Here is a 14,176-nt window from a genome sequence, read left to right as displayed (position 1 = left end):
CGACTCCCGACTCCCGACTCCCGACTCCCGACTCCCGACTCCCGACTCCCGACTCCCGACTCCCGACTCCCGACTCCCGACTCCCGACTCCCGACTCCCGACCTTATTCCGGGTCGTAGTCCAGGTTGGAAGCCAGCCACCGTTCGGCCTGCACCAGGTCCACGCCCTTGCGCCGCGCGTAGTCGGCGACCTGTTCCTTGGACAGGCGGCCGACCACGAAATACTGGCTCTGCGGGTGGCTGAAGTAGTAGCCCGAAACCGCCGCGGTGGGCAGCATCGCGAAGCTCTCGGTCAGGATCATTCCCGCGTTGGCATCCGCGTCGAGCAGGCGGAACAGGCTGGCCTTCTCGCTGTGCTCCGGACAGGCGGGGTAACCCGGCGCGGGGCGGATGCCGCGGTAGCCTTCGGCGATCAGCGCGTCGTTGTCCAGCGTCTCGTCGGCGGCGTAGCCCCAGAACTCGGTGCGCACACGCTGATGCAGGCGCTCGGCGAAGGCTTCGGCGAGACGGTCGGCCAGCGCCTTGAGCAGGATCGCGTTGTAGTCGTCGTGGTCGGCCTCGAAACGCGCGACATGCTCGTCGATGCCGATACCGGCCGTCACCGCGAACGCGCCGATCCAGTCGGCCTTGCCCGATGCCTGGGGGGCGATGAAATCGGCCAGGCAGAAGTCCGGGCGCTCGACCGGCTTGTCGACCTGCTGGCGCAGGAAATGCAGGGTCTGCGCGCCGCCCTCGGTCTGGATGACGACATCGTCGCCATTCGATTGCGCGGGCCACAGGCCGAACACGCCGCGCGCGGTCAGCCAACGTTCCTGGATGATCCGGTCCAGCATCGCGCGCGCATCGCGGTACAACTCGCTGGCCTGGGCGCCGACGACGTCGTCGGTCAGGATCGCCGGGAACTTGCCGGCCAGTTCCCAGGCCTGGAAGAACGGCGTCCAGTCGATGTATTCGACCAGTTCGGCCAGCGGATAGTCGTCCAGCGCGGTGATGCCGGGCTGGCGCGGCGCGGGCGGGTCGTATGCGTCCCAGTCGCCGGCGAACTTCTGCCCGCGCGCCTTCTCCAGTGAAACCAGCCGCTTGGCATCGCCGCGGTTGCGATGGCGCTGGCGGATTTCGGCATAGTCGGCGTCGTTGGCGGCGACGAACGCGGCGCGCATGTCGCGCGAAATCAGCGATTGCGCCACGCCGACCGCGCGCGAGGCATCTTTCACCCACACGGTCGGCGCGTCGTAGTGCGGATCGATTTTCAGCGCGGTATGCGCGCGCGAAGTCGTCGCGCCGCCGATCAGCAGGGGCAGGGAGAAACCCTGTCGCTGCATTTCCCGCGCGACGTGGGTCATTTCCTCCAGCGAAGGCGTGATCAGGCCGGACAGGCCGATGATGTCGGCGTTCTCGGCGCGCGCGGTGTCGAGGATCTTCTGCGCCGGCACCATCACGCCCAGGTCGACCACGTCGAAATTATTGCAGGCCAGGACCACGCCGACGATGTTCTTGCCGATGTCGTGGACGTCGCCCTTGACCGTGGCCATCACGATCTTGCCGTTGGATCTGCCAGCGTCGCCGGTCCTCAGCTTCTCCGCCTCGATGAAGGGCAACAGGTAGGCCACGGCCTTCTTCATCACCCGCGCCGACTTCACCACCTGCGGCAGGAACATCTTGCCGGCGCCGAACAGGTCGCCGACCACGTTCATGCCGTCCATCAGCGGTCCCTCGATCACGTCCAGTGGCCGCGAGGCCTGGAGGCGCGCTTCCTCGGTATCTTCCTCGACGAACGCATCGATGCCGTGCACCAGCGCGTGCGCCAGGCGCTCGCGCACCGGCTTGCCGCGCCAGGCCAGATCCTCGGCTTTGCTTTCGCCCTTCTTGCCCTTGTAGCGGTCGGCGATTTCCAGCAACCGCTCGGTCGCGTCGCGGCGGCGGTTGAGGATGACGTCCTCCACGCGCTCGCGCAGTTCCGGTTCCAGGTCGTCGTAGATCGGCATCGCGCCGGCGTTGACGATGCCCATGTCCATGCCGGCCTGGATGGCGTGGTACAGGAACACCGAATGGATGGCCTGGCGCACCGTTTCGTTGCCACGGAACGAGAAGGACACGTTGGAGACGCCGCCGGAAACATGACAGTGCGGCAGGGTGCGCTTGATGATGCGGGTGGCTTCGATGAAGTCCACCGCGTAGTTGTCATGTTCCTCGATGCCGGTCGCGACCGCGAAGATGTTGGGATCGAAGATGATGTCTTCCGGCGGGAAGCCGACCTGCTCGGTCAGGATCCGGTAGGCGCGCGTGCAGATCTCCACCTTGCGCTCGCTGGTATCGGCCTGGCCGGTTTCGTCGAACGCCATGACCACCGCGGCCGCGCCGTAGCGCAGCACCTTGCGGGCATGCTCGATGAAAGCGGCTTCGCCTTCCTTCAGCGAAATGGAATTGACCACGCCCTTGCCTTGAAGGCATTTCAGGCCGGCCTCGATGACGGTCCATTTGGAGGAATCGACCATCACCGGAATGCGGGCGATATCCGGTTCGGAGGCAATCAGGTTGAGGAAGCGGGTCATCGCCTTCTCGGAATCGATCAGGCCCTCGTCCATGTTGACGTCGAGGATCTGCGCGCCGCTGGCGACCTGCTGGCGGGCGACCTCGACCGCCTCCTCGTAGCGCTCTTCCTTGACCAGCTTGCGGAACTGCGCGCTGCCGGTGACGTTGGTGCGCTCGCCGACATTGACGAACAGCAGGTCGGGGGTGATGACCAGCGGCTCGAGGCCGGAGAGACGGGTATGACGGGGAAGTGAAGTGGCGTTGTCCATTTACCAGACCTTGTAGACCTGTCCTGTCTGCACGCCTTCGACGCTGCGCTGGAAGGCCAGTGCGGCGCGGGCGGCGGAAACCGGTTCGAAACCGGGGAAGAAATCGGCGTAGGCGTCCCAGGCTTCCCTGAGCACGGTGGGGCTGACGGCATTGATGCGCAGCCCGCGCGGCAGCTCGCAGGCGGCGGCGCGGACGAAGCCTTCGACCGCGGCATTGACGGCGGTGGCGTTGGCGCCCAGGCGGATGGGCTGTTCGGCCAGGATGCCGGTGGTCAGCGTGATCGAACCGCCATCCTGGAGATGGTGCTGGCCGATCAGCGCCAGCCGGACCTGGCCCAGCAGCTTGTCCTGCAGGCCGATGTCGAACTGTGCGGCGGTCATGTCGGCCAACGGCCCGAAATGCACGTTTCCGGCAGCACTGACGAGGGCATCGACGCGCCCGACCACGGAGAACAATTCGGCCACGCTGGCGTCTTCACGCAGGTCGACACGGTGTTGGCCGCTGTTGCGGCCGGCCGTGATGATCTGGTGGTGCCGGCCCAGATGTTCCGCGACGGCCTGTCCCAGCGTGCCGCTGGCACCGACGATGAGAATCTTCACCGCGCGCTCCTCAGGCCGCCCTGGCCAGCGACTGCTTCAGCCGGCGCGGTGCGATGCCGGCAACCGCTTCGGCGATCGCCTGGATGTGCGCGGGTGTGGTGCCGCAGCACCCGCCGACCAGGTTCAGCAGACCGGATTGGGCGAACTCCTTCAGCGTCGCTGCCATCTCTTCGGGCGTCTCGTCGTACTCGCCGAAGGCGTTGGGCAGGCCGGCGTTCGGATGTGCACTGACATAACCGTCGGCCACGTTGGACAGGGTCTCCACGTGCTCGCGCAGATCGCGGGCGCCCAGCGCGCAGTTCAACCCGATGGACAGCGGCCGGCTGTGCGACATCGACGTATAGAACGCTTCCGCGGTCTGCCCGGACAGGGTGCGGCCGGAAGCATCGGTGATGGTGCCGGAGATCATGATCGGCAGGCGTGCGCCGCGGGCATCGAAGGCTTCCTCGATGGCGAACAGCGCGGCCTTGGCGTTGAGGGTGTCGAAGATGGTTTCCACCATCAGGCAATCGGCGCCGCCGTCGATCAGGCCGTCGATGGCCTCGCGGTAGGTGGCACGCAGTTCGTCGAAGCTGGTGTTGCGGAATCCCGGGTCGTTGACGTCCGGGCTGATCGAGGCGGTGCGGCTGGTCGGGCCCAGCACGCCGATGACGAAACGCGGCTTGCCGGGTGTCTTCGCTTCGATGGCATCGCAACAGGCGCGCGCCACCTGGGCGCCGGCCTTGTTCAATTCGTAGACCAGGTGTTCCAGGTGATAGTCGGCCTGGCTGACCGCGGTCGCGTTGAAGGTATTGGTTTCGACCAGATCCGCGCCGGCTTCCAGGTAGGCGGTATGCACGCCGGCGATGACTTCGGGCTTGCTCAGCAGCAGCAGATCGTTGTTGCCCTTCAGATCATGACCGCAACCCGGACCGTGTCCATGCTCCGGCTGCTGGCGGTCGAAGCCATCGACGAAGCGCTCGCCGCGGTAGTCGGCTTCCTGCAGCCCATGGCGCTGGATCATCGTGCCCATCGCGCCGTCGATGATCAGGATGCGCTGCTCGAGGGCGTCGAGCAGCAACTGGACGCGATGCGGATGCAGCCAGGGCAGGGTATTCATGGTTTGACTCCCAGCAGGGAAATGACTTCGAAGTGTGGCGGGCGGCGTTCGCGGGTAACGGTTTCGGCGTTCGCGATTTCGAGCCCGGCCTTTTCGGCGAACTTGCGCAGTTCCTTCTCGGTGAAACCGAGATTGACGTGGCCGTAGGACTCGACCACGGCGCGATGCTCGTGCTTGCCCAGGCTGCTCAGCAGCAGGCGCCCGCCCTTGCGCAGCACGCGCGCGGCCTCGGCGACCGCCTGGGCCGGCTTGCTGGCGTAGGTCAGTGCGTGCATCAGCACGACCAGATCGAAACTCCCGTCCTTGAACGGCAGCGCGTGCATGTCGCCCTCGCGCACCTCCACGTTCGGAAAGCGGCGCAGGCGCTCGCCGGCGGCGGCGACCACGCGCGCGCTGGTGTCGATGCAGATGTAGCGGTGCGAATGCGGCGACAGCAGTTCCGCCAGCACGCCGTCGCCGGAGGCGATGTCGAGCACGTCGCCGGTTTCCAGCAGGGGCAGGGCGGTGCGGGCCAGTGCTTCCCAGGTGCGACCGGGGGAATAGTGGCGTTCCATGTCGCCGGCCACCGAGTCGGCCCAGTTCTGATCGGCCGCGCGGCTGGCCAGCACCGCCGGCAGACGCTCGGCGTCCTGGCGCAGCAGGGGATCGTCGCTGCCTTCTTTCAGCGCCCGCCACAAGTCCCGCTGGGCTGGATCCAGTTTGTCCTCGTCGAAGCGATAATAGGCGGACACGCCGGCGCGCCGGTCGCGTACCAGGCCGGCTTCCTTGAGCTTGGCCAGGTGGGTGGACACACGGGGCTGGGCGAGCTGGGTGATGGCGGAGAGTTCGGCCACGGTCAGCTCCTCGCCGGACAGCAGCGCGAGCAGCCGCACGCGGGTGGCATCGGCGAAGACCTTGAGTCGGGTGGACCAGGCTTCCAGATCCATAAATATCTTCCTATCGCGATATAGAGATATTTTCCGCCCGGAAGGGCGTCCGGTCAAGCGCGACATACGCCTGCGCATGGTCAGGGGGCGCCGGGTTACAATTGGTATTCAAAATATTTTGGAGTGAGGGGTTTTAGCCGTGGATTTCGCATTCACCGAAGAGCAGTTGATGATCCAGGACGTGGCCCGCCGGATCGCCCAGGAAAAGATCGCACCCAGTGCGGAACACCACGACAAGACCGGCGAGTTCCCGCTGGAGAACATCCGCCTGCTCGGTGAAAACGGCCTGATGGGCATCGAGGTGCCGACCGAATACGGCGGTGCCGGCATGGATCCGATTGCCTATGTGCTGGCGATGGTCGAAATCGCCGCGGGCGACGCCGCGCACTCGACCATCATGTCGGTGAACAATTCGCTGTTCTGCAACGGCATCCTCAAGTTCGGCACCGAAGCGCAGAAGCAGAAGTACGTGCGCGCGATCGCCGAAGGCGAGGCAATCGGCGCCTTCGCGCTGACCGAACCGCAATCCGGTTCCGACGCCACCGCCATGCGCTGCCGCGCGGTCAGGCAGGCCGACGGATCCTTCGTGATCAATGGCAAGAAGAGCTGGATTACCTCCGGACCGGTCGCCAAGTACGTCGTGCTGTTCGCGATGAGCGAGCCGGACAAGGGCGCGCGCGGCATCACCGCCTTCCTGATCGATACCGACAAGGCGGGCTTCCATCGCGGCAAGACCGAGCCCAAGCTGGGCATCCGCGCCTCGGCGACCTGTGAAATCGAATTCACCGACTATGTGGCGGCTGCCGAAGAGGTGCTGGGTGCCGAAGGCGAGGGCTTCAAGATCGCGATGGGCGTGCTGGACGCCGGCCGCATCGGCATCGCCTCGCAGGCCATTGGCGTGGCCCGCGCGGCCTATGAAGCGACGCTTGCCTACGTCAAGGAACGCAAGGCCTTCGGTGCGCCGATCGGTACCTTCCAGATGACCCAGGCGAAGATCGCGGACATGAAGTGCAAGCTGGATGCCTCGTTGTTGCTGACCCTGCGCGCCGCATGGGTGAAGGGCCAGGACCAGCGTTTCAGCAACGAAGCCGCGATCGCCAAGCTGACCGCGTCCGAGGCGGCGATGTGGATCACCCACCAGGCCGTGCAGATCCATGGCGGCATGGGTTACTCCAAGGAAATGCCACTGGAACGCTACTTCCGCGATGCCAAGATCACCGAGATCTACGAAGGCACCAGCGAAATCCAGCGCCTGGTCATCGCCCGCAACGAGACTGGCCTGCGCTGATCACCGGTTGGAAAATGGCGTGAACGCCGAATGCCAGAGGGGCCGCGCAAGCGGCCCCTCTTGTCTGGTTTCGTCGGTGGAACTCAGGCGAAGCCGACGACCACCCGGCGACTGCTGCGGCCCTTCTTCTCGATCCTGGTCACGATGACGGCGCCGATTTCGCCGGTGTTGCCCACATGCGTACCACCGCAAGGCTGGCGGTCCACGCCGGGGATCTCGATGATGCGGATGCTGGCGGTGCCGGCCGGGGGCGCGGCCCCCGGGGTGCGCACCAGATCGGGTTGCGCCGCGAGTTCATCGGGCGTGATGCAGCCGACGAACACATCGGTGCGCGCATGGATGAGTGCGTTCAGCCGTTCGGTCAGGTCGTCCTTGTCCAGCGTGGATTCGGGCAGGTCGAAATCTATCCGGGCGGAATCCGGTGAAATGTTGCAGCCGGTGACCGGGGCGGGTACCAACGAGCCCAGCAAGTGCAGGCAGGTGTGCAGACGCATCAACCGGTGGCGTCGCGGCCAATCGATGGCGACTGCCACGCGATCGCCCACCCGCGGAGCGGCATCACGGTCCACCACGTGCAGGATGCGCTGCCGGTCGTCGGCGTAGACGGTGTCGATCACGGCCAGGATCTGGCCATCGGCCAGGGTCAACGTGCCGCTGTCGCCCGCTTGCCCGCCACCGCGCGGGTAGAAGACGGTCTCGTCCAGTTCGATGCCTTCGGGGCAGACCGCGACAACAGTGGCTTCGCATCGAGCCAGATAGGGCGCGTCATCGAATCGCTTGTGGGTGGAGGGCATCGTCGGGTTTCCGGAGCGTGTCTGTGGAGGATAGGGGAAAGGTGTGTGGCGCCCGGCACCTTGTGGAGGAATCTGAACGGGTTCTCGCTTCCGTCCGTCCCTTCAATCCGCACGCGGAGCGAAGACCGCCATCGCGTCGTCCGGCGCCGAACCAGGTGAGCCGACGAAACATATGTTCATCGAGGTGCCCGGGAGTTCGTCCCCGCGGTGGCGGCGGAGGACGATTCCGCCGCACCTGCACGCAGGCGGATGGTGCCAACGATGGTGTCCCACAATGCCAGTACGTCGCGATCCGCCGATGACGGCGTGAACGGTCCGGCGGGAGCAGCGGGAATCTGCCCGTGGCCGTGGGGGACCGTCGTCAGCCACAACGCTACGGTCCCGCTTGCGCGACCGGTGTTCCGCGACGTCCATGTGAACAGATACTTCCGGTCCGTCTTGTCGCCCGCCGCCAGCAAACGTTCTTTTCCGTGCAGCGCGCCAACGTCATGTCGTTCCCTGCGCAATGGGCGGGCGCCGGCGAGACCGACGAGCGGGGAGGAGGCGGTGCCGGACCGGAAAGACAGCGCCATGCCGGGATAGCGAGGCAAAGTGAATTCGACGCGCGTTTCCATGGCCATGTCCGCATCGGATGCGATGAAGCCGCCCTCGATGCAATAGCCGGGAACCGCCGGTATTTCCCCCGCCTCGCGTGAACGCAGATGGTGCGCCAGGATGCCCGCGACGCCCTGGTCCGTGGCCTCGCCTTCCGACCCGACGGGTTGTCGCCAGTCGAAGACCCGCCACGTGGGACGGGCGATCAGGTAGGCCTGCAACCAGCGCTCGCCAGTGCCGCCCGGTGGTTGTGGTGACAGCAGGCCGATCGACCGGTCGCCCAGGTCGACACGCCGCGCGCCGGTCTCCACGCTCCGTTGTTCGATCCGGTCCATCAGTTCGACGAAGGAGTCGGCAACGGGCGCGATGGGCTCCCCCTGAAGCCGGGTACTGCGCGTGACGCGCGCGTCGGTGGGAAGCATGACCAGGTGCCGGCCGAAACAGTGTGTCGTCCAGTCGCGGGTGTCCGGTTCGCCAGGTGGAGCGGAAGTGGCGGCATGAACTGGGCCTGTGAATGCTGACAAGAGCGCCAGGCCGATGGCGGGGAGCGGGAGGAACAACGGATGACGCATCGTGATGTCTGTGCCGGGACGCGGGCCACTGCTCATGCAGCAGTGACGGCGTCGTTGAAAATCCGGACAGCATGGTCCCCGGCGCCCTGTCCGGCCATAGGATGTTTCCCAAAATCAGCGACGTTCCGTTGCGGGCGAGGACGCCTCAGGGCGTGTCCAGGCTGAACCGGGAGACGTCATCCGGAACGACGAAGGTGGCGGAGACGCTTTGCCCGCTGTCAACGAAACGGTCTCCGTCGAGGTGGTAGCGATGAAAACGCACGCCAACGAGACGCCCATCGGTATCGCTCGCGTATCGGTTGGCGGGAAAGGCTATCCGGCCGTCCGGCGTGATGGTTATCGCCGAACACGAGGACAACAGACCCGGTAGCCGGTACAGCCTCGCTTGCGGCGACAGCGGGTCGATGACCAGGAAGATCGGTATCCGGTCGGCGTCGACGGCTGCATCGTCATCGCCGGGATGACTCTCCACGCAGAGCAGCGGCGGGTGTGCATGCCGGGAAGGGGCGACATGCAGGACGGCGTACATGGGATGATCCGGTTCCAGCGTTTCTCCCTCGAAAGCAATGGCGTCGGCGTAGCGGAATGTCCTGTCGCCTACGCTGATGCGATCGTAGGCGAGCCAGATGTCCATGGCCTGGCCATCGAGGGGAATCTCGAACCGGACCCGCGGATCCTCAATTCTGTCCTTCCCGTACTCTTCCTCGCTGACATAGATCATGCGTACGGTTTGATTCCTCTGCGAGTAGGCGGGCCAGGTGAACACGCGCCGGGCCTGTTCGGCATAGAACGCTTCATAGCCGTTGCGGGAGTCGGCGCCGTAGATCATCCGGGCATGCGCCGCCTGGAACGGGAGCACGGACAGGACCAGGGCCGGGACCAGGAAAACGGGAAGCGCGTGGGCGCGCGATGCGCGGGTTCTCAGAAGCGGGGAGCGCATGTGGCAGGCCGGAAGACAGGGCGCGTCAGCCTGCATGCTGGCGAAAACGCGCTCCATAGGACGATTCCCAATTGGCATGCATCGCATGTGGGGGCATCGGGAGAAGGGCCGTTCTTCCTTCCACCCGACGGCCACCGCTTTCCGAGGGGACTGGGAATGAGACAAAAAAAGCCCCGGCTTGGCCGGGGCTTTTGCATGCGGGCCTTGGCAACTTCCGGCTCAGTGGCCGGGTGCCGGTTCGTTGGACAGCGCCGGTTGGCCTTCCTGCGCATGACCGCGTTCACGGGAATGGTCGCGAGCCAGGTACAGGTAGAACGCCGGCAGCACGAACAGGGTGAACATCGTGCCGATGGTCATGCCCGAAGCGATCACCACGCCCATCGAGAACCGCGACGCGGCGCCCGGGCCGGTGGCAATCAGCAGCGGGATCATCGCGAACACCAGCGCGGCGGTGGTCATCAGCACCGGGCGCAGGCGGATGGCGGCCGCTTCCTCGATGGCCTCGCGCTTGGACAGGCCACGATCGATCTGCAGCTTGTTGGCGAACTCCACGATCAGGATGCCGTGCTTGGAAATCACGCCCACCAGCGTCACCAGGCCCACCTGGGTATAGATGTTGATGCTCATCCCGGGGAACGCTTCGATACCCATCATCTGCAGGACTTGCGAGGCCAGCGCCAGCACGTTGAGGGTCAGCAATGCGCCGCAGATCGCCATCGGCACGGTCAGCAGCATGATCAACGCGTCGCGGAAGCTCTCGAACTGCGCCGACAGCACCAGGAAGATCACGATCAGAGCCAGCACCAGGGTCATCAGCATCGCCGAACCCTCCTGCTTGAACTGGCGCGATTCGCCGGCGTAGTCGACCGAGTACCCCTGAGGCAGCACTTCCCTGGCGGCCTGGTCCAGGATGGCCAGTGCGTCGCCCTTGCTGACGCCTGGTCGCGGCGCGAACGTGATCGACACCGCGTTGAGCTGCTGGAAGCGCTTGAGCGACTGCGGTTGCGCGCTTTCCTTGAGCGTCACGATGGTCGACAGCGGCACCAGTTCGCCGTCACGGGTACGGGTGTAGTAGTTCTCGAGATCGCTGGCGTTGAGCCGGTCGTTGCGCTGCACCTGCGGGATCACCAGGTACGAACGGTTCTGCATGGCGAAGCGGTTGGTGTAACCGCCCGACAGCATGGCCGACATGTCGGCCGCGAGCGTCCGCATGTCGATGCCCAGGCTGGCGGCCTTGTCGCGGTTGATCTCGACCTCGATGCGCGGCTTGTCGATCTTCAGATCCTTGTCCAGGAAGATGAAGCGCTTGCTGGCCATGGCCTTCTGCAGGATGGCGTCGGCCAGTTCATTGAGCTGGCTCAGTTCGCCCACGCCGCCGATGATGAACTCGCCACCGCCGTCGCCGCCCGCGCTGGGCAGGGACGGAGGCACCATCGCGAACACGTTCAGACCGCTGACGCCGCTCATCTTCGGTTGCAGTTCCTGCTCCAGCACCGCCTTGGTCGAGCGCTCGCGCTGGCTCCACGGCTTGAGCACGAAGCCGGCCATGGCGCTGGGACTGGCGCCGCCGCCGCTGCCACCGAAGCCGCCGTTGAACAGGAAGTAGTCCTGGATCTCGGGCACGCCCTTGGCAATCGTGGTCACCTCCTCGGTGTAGCGCTCCACGTAGTCCAGGGTGGAGTAGGGATCGGCGCTGGCGATGGAGAAGATGAAACCTTCATCTTCCAGCGGCGCCGGTTCCTGCGGCGCGGAGGTGTACAGGAAGGCACACGAGGCCAGCACCAGCAGGCCGAAGATGCCGATCACCACCTTGGTTTCCAGGGTGCCGTGCAGACGGCGCTGGTAGCTGCGGTGCAGGCTCTCGAAGCGGGCGTCCAGCCACTTCTCCAGCTTGCCCTTGCCGCCGGCGCTGTGCGGCTTGAGGATCTTGGCGCACATCATCGGGCTGAGGGTCAGGGCGATCACGCCCGACAGCAACACCGAACCGGCCAGGGTGAACGCGAACTCGGTGAACAGCACGCCGGTCAGGCCGCCCTGGAAACCGATCGGCAGATAGACCGCGACCAGGGTGGTGGTCATCGCGACCACCGGCCAGGCCAGTTCGCGCGCGCCCTTGATCGAGGCGTCGTAGGGCGACATGCCTTCCTCGATGTGGCGGTGGATGTTCTCCAGCACGATGATGGCATCGTCCACCACGATGCCGATCGCCAGCACCATCGCCAGCAGCGTCAGCAGGTTGATGGTGAAGCCCATCAGCAGCATCAGGAACAGCGCGCCCACCAGCGACAGCGGCACCGTCACCGCCGGAATCAGCACGCTGCGCAGCGAGCCCAGGAACAGGAAGATCACCACGATCACGATGATCACCGCCTCGACGATCGTGCTGACCACCTCGTCGATGGCGTCCTGGATGGATTCGGTGCTGTCGTAGGGAATCGTCGCCTTGATGCCTTCCGGCAGCTGCGGCACGATTTCGCTGTCCCACAGCTTGCGTACTTCCTTGATCACGTCCAGCGAATTGGCGTCCGGGGCGACGAAGACGCCCATGAAGGTCGCCGCTTCGCCGTTGATGCGCACCGAGGTGCCGTAGTTTTCCGAACCCAGGACCACGTCGGCGACATCGCCCAGACGGACGATCGCGCCGTTCTCCTCGCGCACGATCAGGCGACGGAACTCGTCCGCGTTGCGCAGGTCGGTACGCGCGGTCATGTCGATCGCGACCATCTCGCCCTTGGTCGAACCCACCGCCGACAGCACGTTGTTGTTCTGCAGGGCGTTGGCGACGTCGCTGGCGGTGACCCGCAGCGCGGTCATGCGGTCGGGCTTGAGCCAGACGCGCATGGCGAAGGTGCCGGCGCCGAGGATGTCGGCGCGCTGCACGCCCGAGACGGTGACCAGCTTGGGCTGGACGACGCGGGTCAGATAGTCGGTGATCTGATTGTTGTCCAGGGTCTCGGAGGCGAACGATACGTACATCGCCGCGATCTGCTGACCCTGCTGCAGGTCGATCACCGGGTCCTCGGACTCCGGCGGCAACTGGCCGCGCATCTTGTTGACCTTGGCGGCGATCTGGGTCAGCGCTTCATTCGGATCCTGGTCCAGACGGATGTAGGCCTGGATCAGGCTCACGCCGGCCGAACTGGTCGAGCTGAGGTACTCGATGCCCTCGGCGCTGGCGACCTCGCGTTCCAGTGGAGTGGTGATGAAGCCCTGGATCAGGTCGGCGTCGGCACCGTAGTAGGTGGTGCTGATGTTGATGACCGCGTTGCGGAGTTCGGGGTACTGGCGCACGTTCAATTCGGTGAACGAACGCAGCCCGAACAGCAGGATGAACAGGCTGACGACGACCGCCAGCACCGGTTTGTTGATGAAGATGTCGGTGAATTTCATCGCCGGGCTCCGTCAACGGTTTTCCGGAGCCGGCGCGGCGTTCGCGCTCGGCTGGACCTTGTTGTTGACCACTACCTCGGCGTCGTTGCGCAGTTTCAGCAGACCCGTGGTCGCGACCCGTTCGCCGGCCTTGAGGCCCTCGGTGATCGCGATGAGGTCGCCACGGGTGGCGCCGGTCTTGACGAAGCGCTGCTTGACGATGAGCTTCTTGCCGGTCAACGGTTTGCCCTGCATGTCGGTCTCGCCCTTGGCGCGTGCGACTTCCTGGATCACGTAGACCGCGTTGCCGTAGGGGTTGAAGCTGACCGCGGTCTGCGGCACGACCACCACGTTCTGGGCGCTGCCGGTATCGAAGCCGACATGCGCGAAGGTGCCCGGGCGCAATGCACTATCGGGATTGGCCAGGGTGGCCTGGACCTTGAAGTTGCGGGTGGCCGCGTCGACCAGCGGCTCCACCGCGGTGACCTCGCCCTCGAACACCTGGCCGGGCAGGGCGTCCACGGTGGCGCGGATCCGGCTGCCGCGGGCCACCTGGCCGACACGCTGCTCGGGCAGGGTGAAGTCGAGGTAGATCGGATCCAGCGTCTGCAGGGTGACGATTGCGTCGCCCGGGCTCAGGTACTGGCCAAGGCTGACCTTGCGTATGCCCAGCACGCCGCTGAAGGGCGCGGTGATGGTCTTCTGGGCGATCAGGGCGCGCTGCGCCTCGACCTGGGCCTGCGCGGTGGCGGCCTGGGTGCTGCGCTCCTCGGCGTCGGCCTGCGAGACCAGCTTGTCGCGGGCCAGCGCCTGCCAGCGGTCGCGCTGGACCGCGGCCAGCTTGGCCGAGGCTTCCAGCGAGCGCAGCACGGCCAGTTCATTGGCCGTGTTCAGCCGCGCCAGCACCGCGCCGGCCTTGACCGGCTGGCCGACGTCGATGGACAGCTCGCGCACCACGCCACCGGCCTCGGTGGTCACATCGGTGCCCTGGATGGCGACGAACGTGCCGACCGCCTGCTGGGCGTCGATCCAGCGTTCCTGCTTGGAGGTCCAGTCGGTCACGGTGGAGGCCGGCTGCGGCATGTTGTCGAAGAAGTCGTTCATCCCTTTGCCGAATATCGCCTTGGCTAGGAACACGCCGCCGAAGATCAGCGCGACGGCGATCAACATCAGCACCATGCGAAGAAGGGTGGA

The 14,176-nt window shown here is 65.7% G+C and carries 10 protein-coding genes; 1 reads left to right on the top strand and 9 read right to left on the bottom strand.

The features are described 5' to 3' along the window. Positions 1–103: 103 nt before the first annotated feature. From metH to AC3DEZ_RS12090, 4 genes are read right to left on the bottom strand one after another with little or no spacing between them, the layout of a single operon-like run. Positions 104–2,800, bottom strand: coding sequence for a methionine synthase (metH, locus tag AC3DEZ_RS12105; RefSeq protein WP_488388426.1), 2,697 nt, complete (start codon positions 2,798–2,800; stop codon positions 104–106). After that, on the bottom strand, positions 2,801–3,400 hold the full coding sequence (locus AC3DEZ_RS12100; protein WP_488388425.1) for a short chain dehydrogenase: 600 nt from the start codon (positions 3,398–3,400) through the stop codon (positions 2,801–2,803). It abuts the gene before it with no gap. A 10-nt stretch (positions 3,401–3,410) separates the two neighbouring features. Continuing rightward, the gene (locus AC3DEZ_RS12095) at positions 3,411–4,499 is read right to left on the bottom strand and encodes a homocysteine S-methyltransferase family protein (RefSeq protein ID WP_447101974.1); all 1,089 of its coding nucleotides are present in this window, start codon (positions 4,497–4,499) and stop codon (positions 3,411–3,413) included. Then, positions 4,496–5,425, bottom strand: coding sequence for an ArsR/SmtB family transcription factor (locus AC3DEZ_RS12090; protein WP_488388424.1), 930 nt, complete (start codon positions 5,423–5,425; stop codon positions 4,496–4,498). Before AC3DEZ_RS12090 ends, AC3DEZ_RS12095 begins: the two co-directional genes overlap by 4 nt. A 139-nt stretch (positions 5,426–5,564) precedes the next feature. Here AC3DEZ_RS12090 and AC3DEZ_RS12085 point away from each other — a divergent pair, with 139 nt between their 5' ends. After that, positions 5,565–6,713, top strand: coding sequence for an acyl-CoA dehydrogenase family protein (locus AC3DEZ_RS12085; protein WP_488388423.1), 1,149 nt, complete (start codon positions 5,565–5,567; stop codon positions 6,711–6,713). Positions 6,714–6,796: 83 nt separating this feature from the next. Here the strand turns inward: AC3DEZ_RS12085 and AC3DEZ_RS12080 are convergent, their stop codons facing one another. From AC3DEZ_RS12080 to AC3DEZ_RS12060, 5 genes are all read right to left on the bottom strand, one after another. Further along, positions 6,797–7,507: an alanyl-tRNA editing protein gene (locus AC3DEZ_RS12080; protein ID WP_488388422.1), complete on the bottom strand. Its 711-nt coding sequence runs from the start codon at positions 7,505–7,507 to the stop codon at positions 6,797–6,799. 176 nt (positions 7,508–7,683) lie between these two features. Then, complete coding sequence (locus AC3DEZ_RS12075; protein WP_488388421.1) at positions 7,684–8,523, bottom strand: T6SS immunity protein Tli4 family protein; 840 nt, start codon at positions 8,521–8,523, stop codon at positions 7,684–7,686. 295 nt (positions 8,524–8,818) lie between these two features. Beyond that, the gene (locus AC3DEZ_RS12070; RefSeq protein WP_488388420.1) at positions 8,819–9,670 is read right to left on the bottom strand and encodes a hypothetical protein; all 852 of its coding nucleotides are present in this window, start codon (positions 9,668–9,670) and stop codon (positions 8,819–8,821) included. Between the two features lie 162 nt (positions 9,671–9,832). Further along, positions 9,833–13,003: an efflux RND transporter permease subunit gene (locus AC3DEZ_RS12065; RefSeq protein WP_488388419.1), complete on the bottom strand. Its 3,171-nt coding sequence runs from the start codon at positions 13,001–13,003 to the stop codon at positions 9,833–9,835. Positions 13,004–13,015: 12 nt separating this feature from the next. Further along, positions 13,016–14,152: an efflux RND transporter periplasmic adaptor subunit gene (locus AC3DEZ_RS12060; RefSeq protein ID WP_488388418.1), complete on the bottom strand. Its 1,137-nt coding sequence runs from the start codon at positions 14,150–14,152 to the stop codon at positions 13,016–13,018. Positions 14,153–14,176 lie beyond the last annotated feature (24 nt).

The organism is Pseudoxanthomonas sp. 134C1, assembly GCF_057773065.1.
The sequence above is the reverse complement of the archived record's forward strand: the minus strand, read 5'-3'. Positions and strand labels throughout refer to the sequence as shown.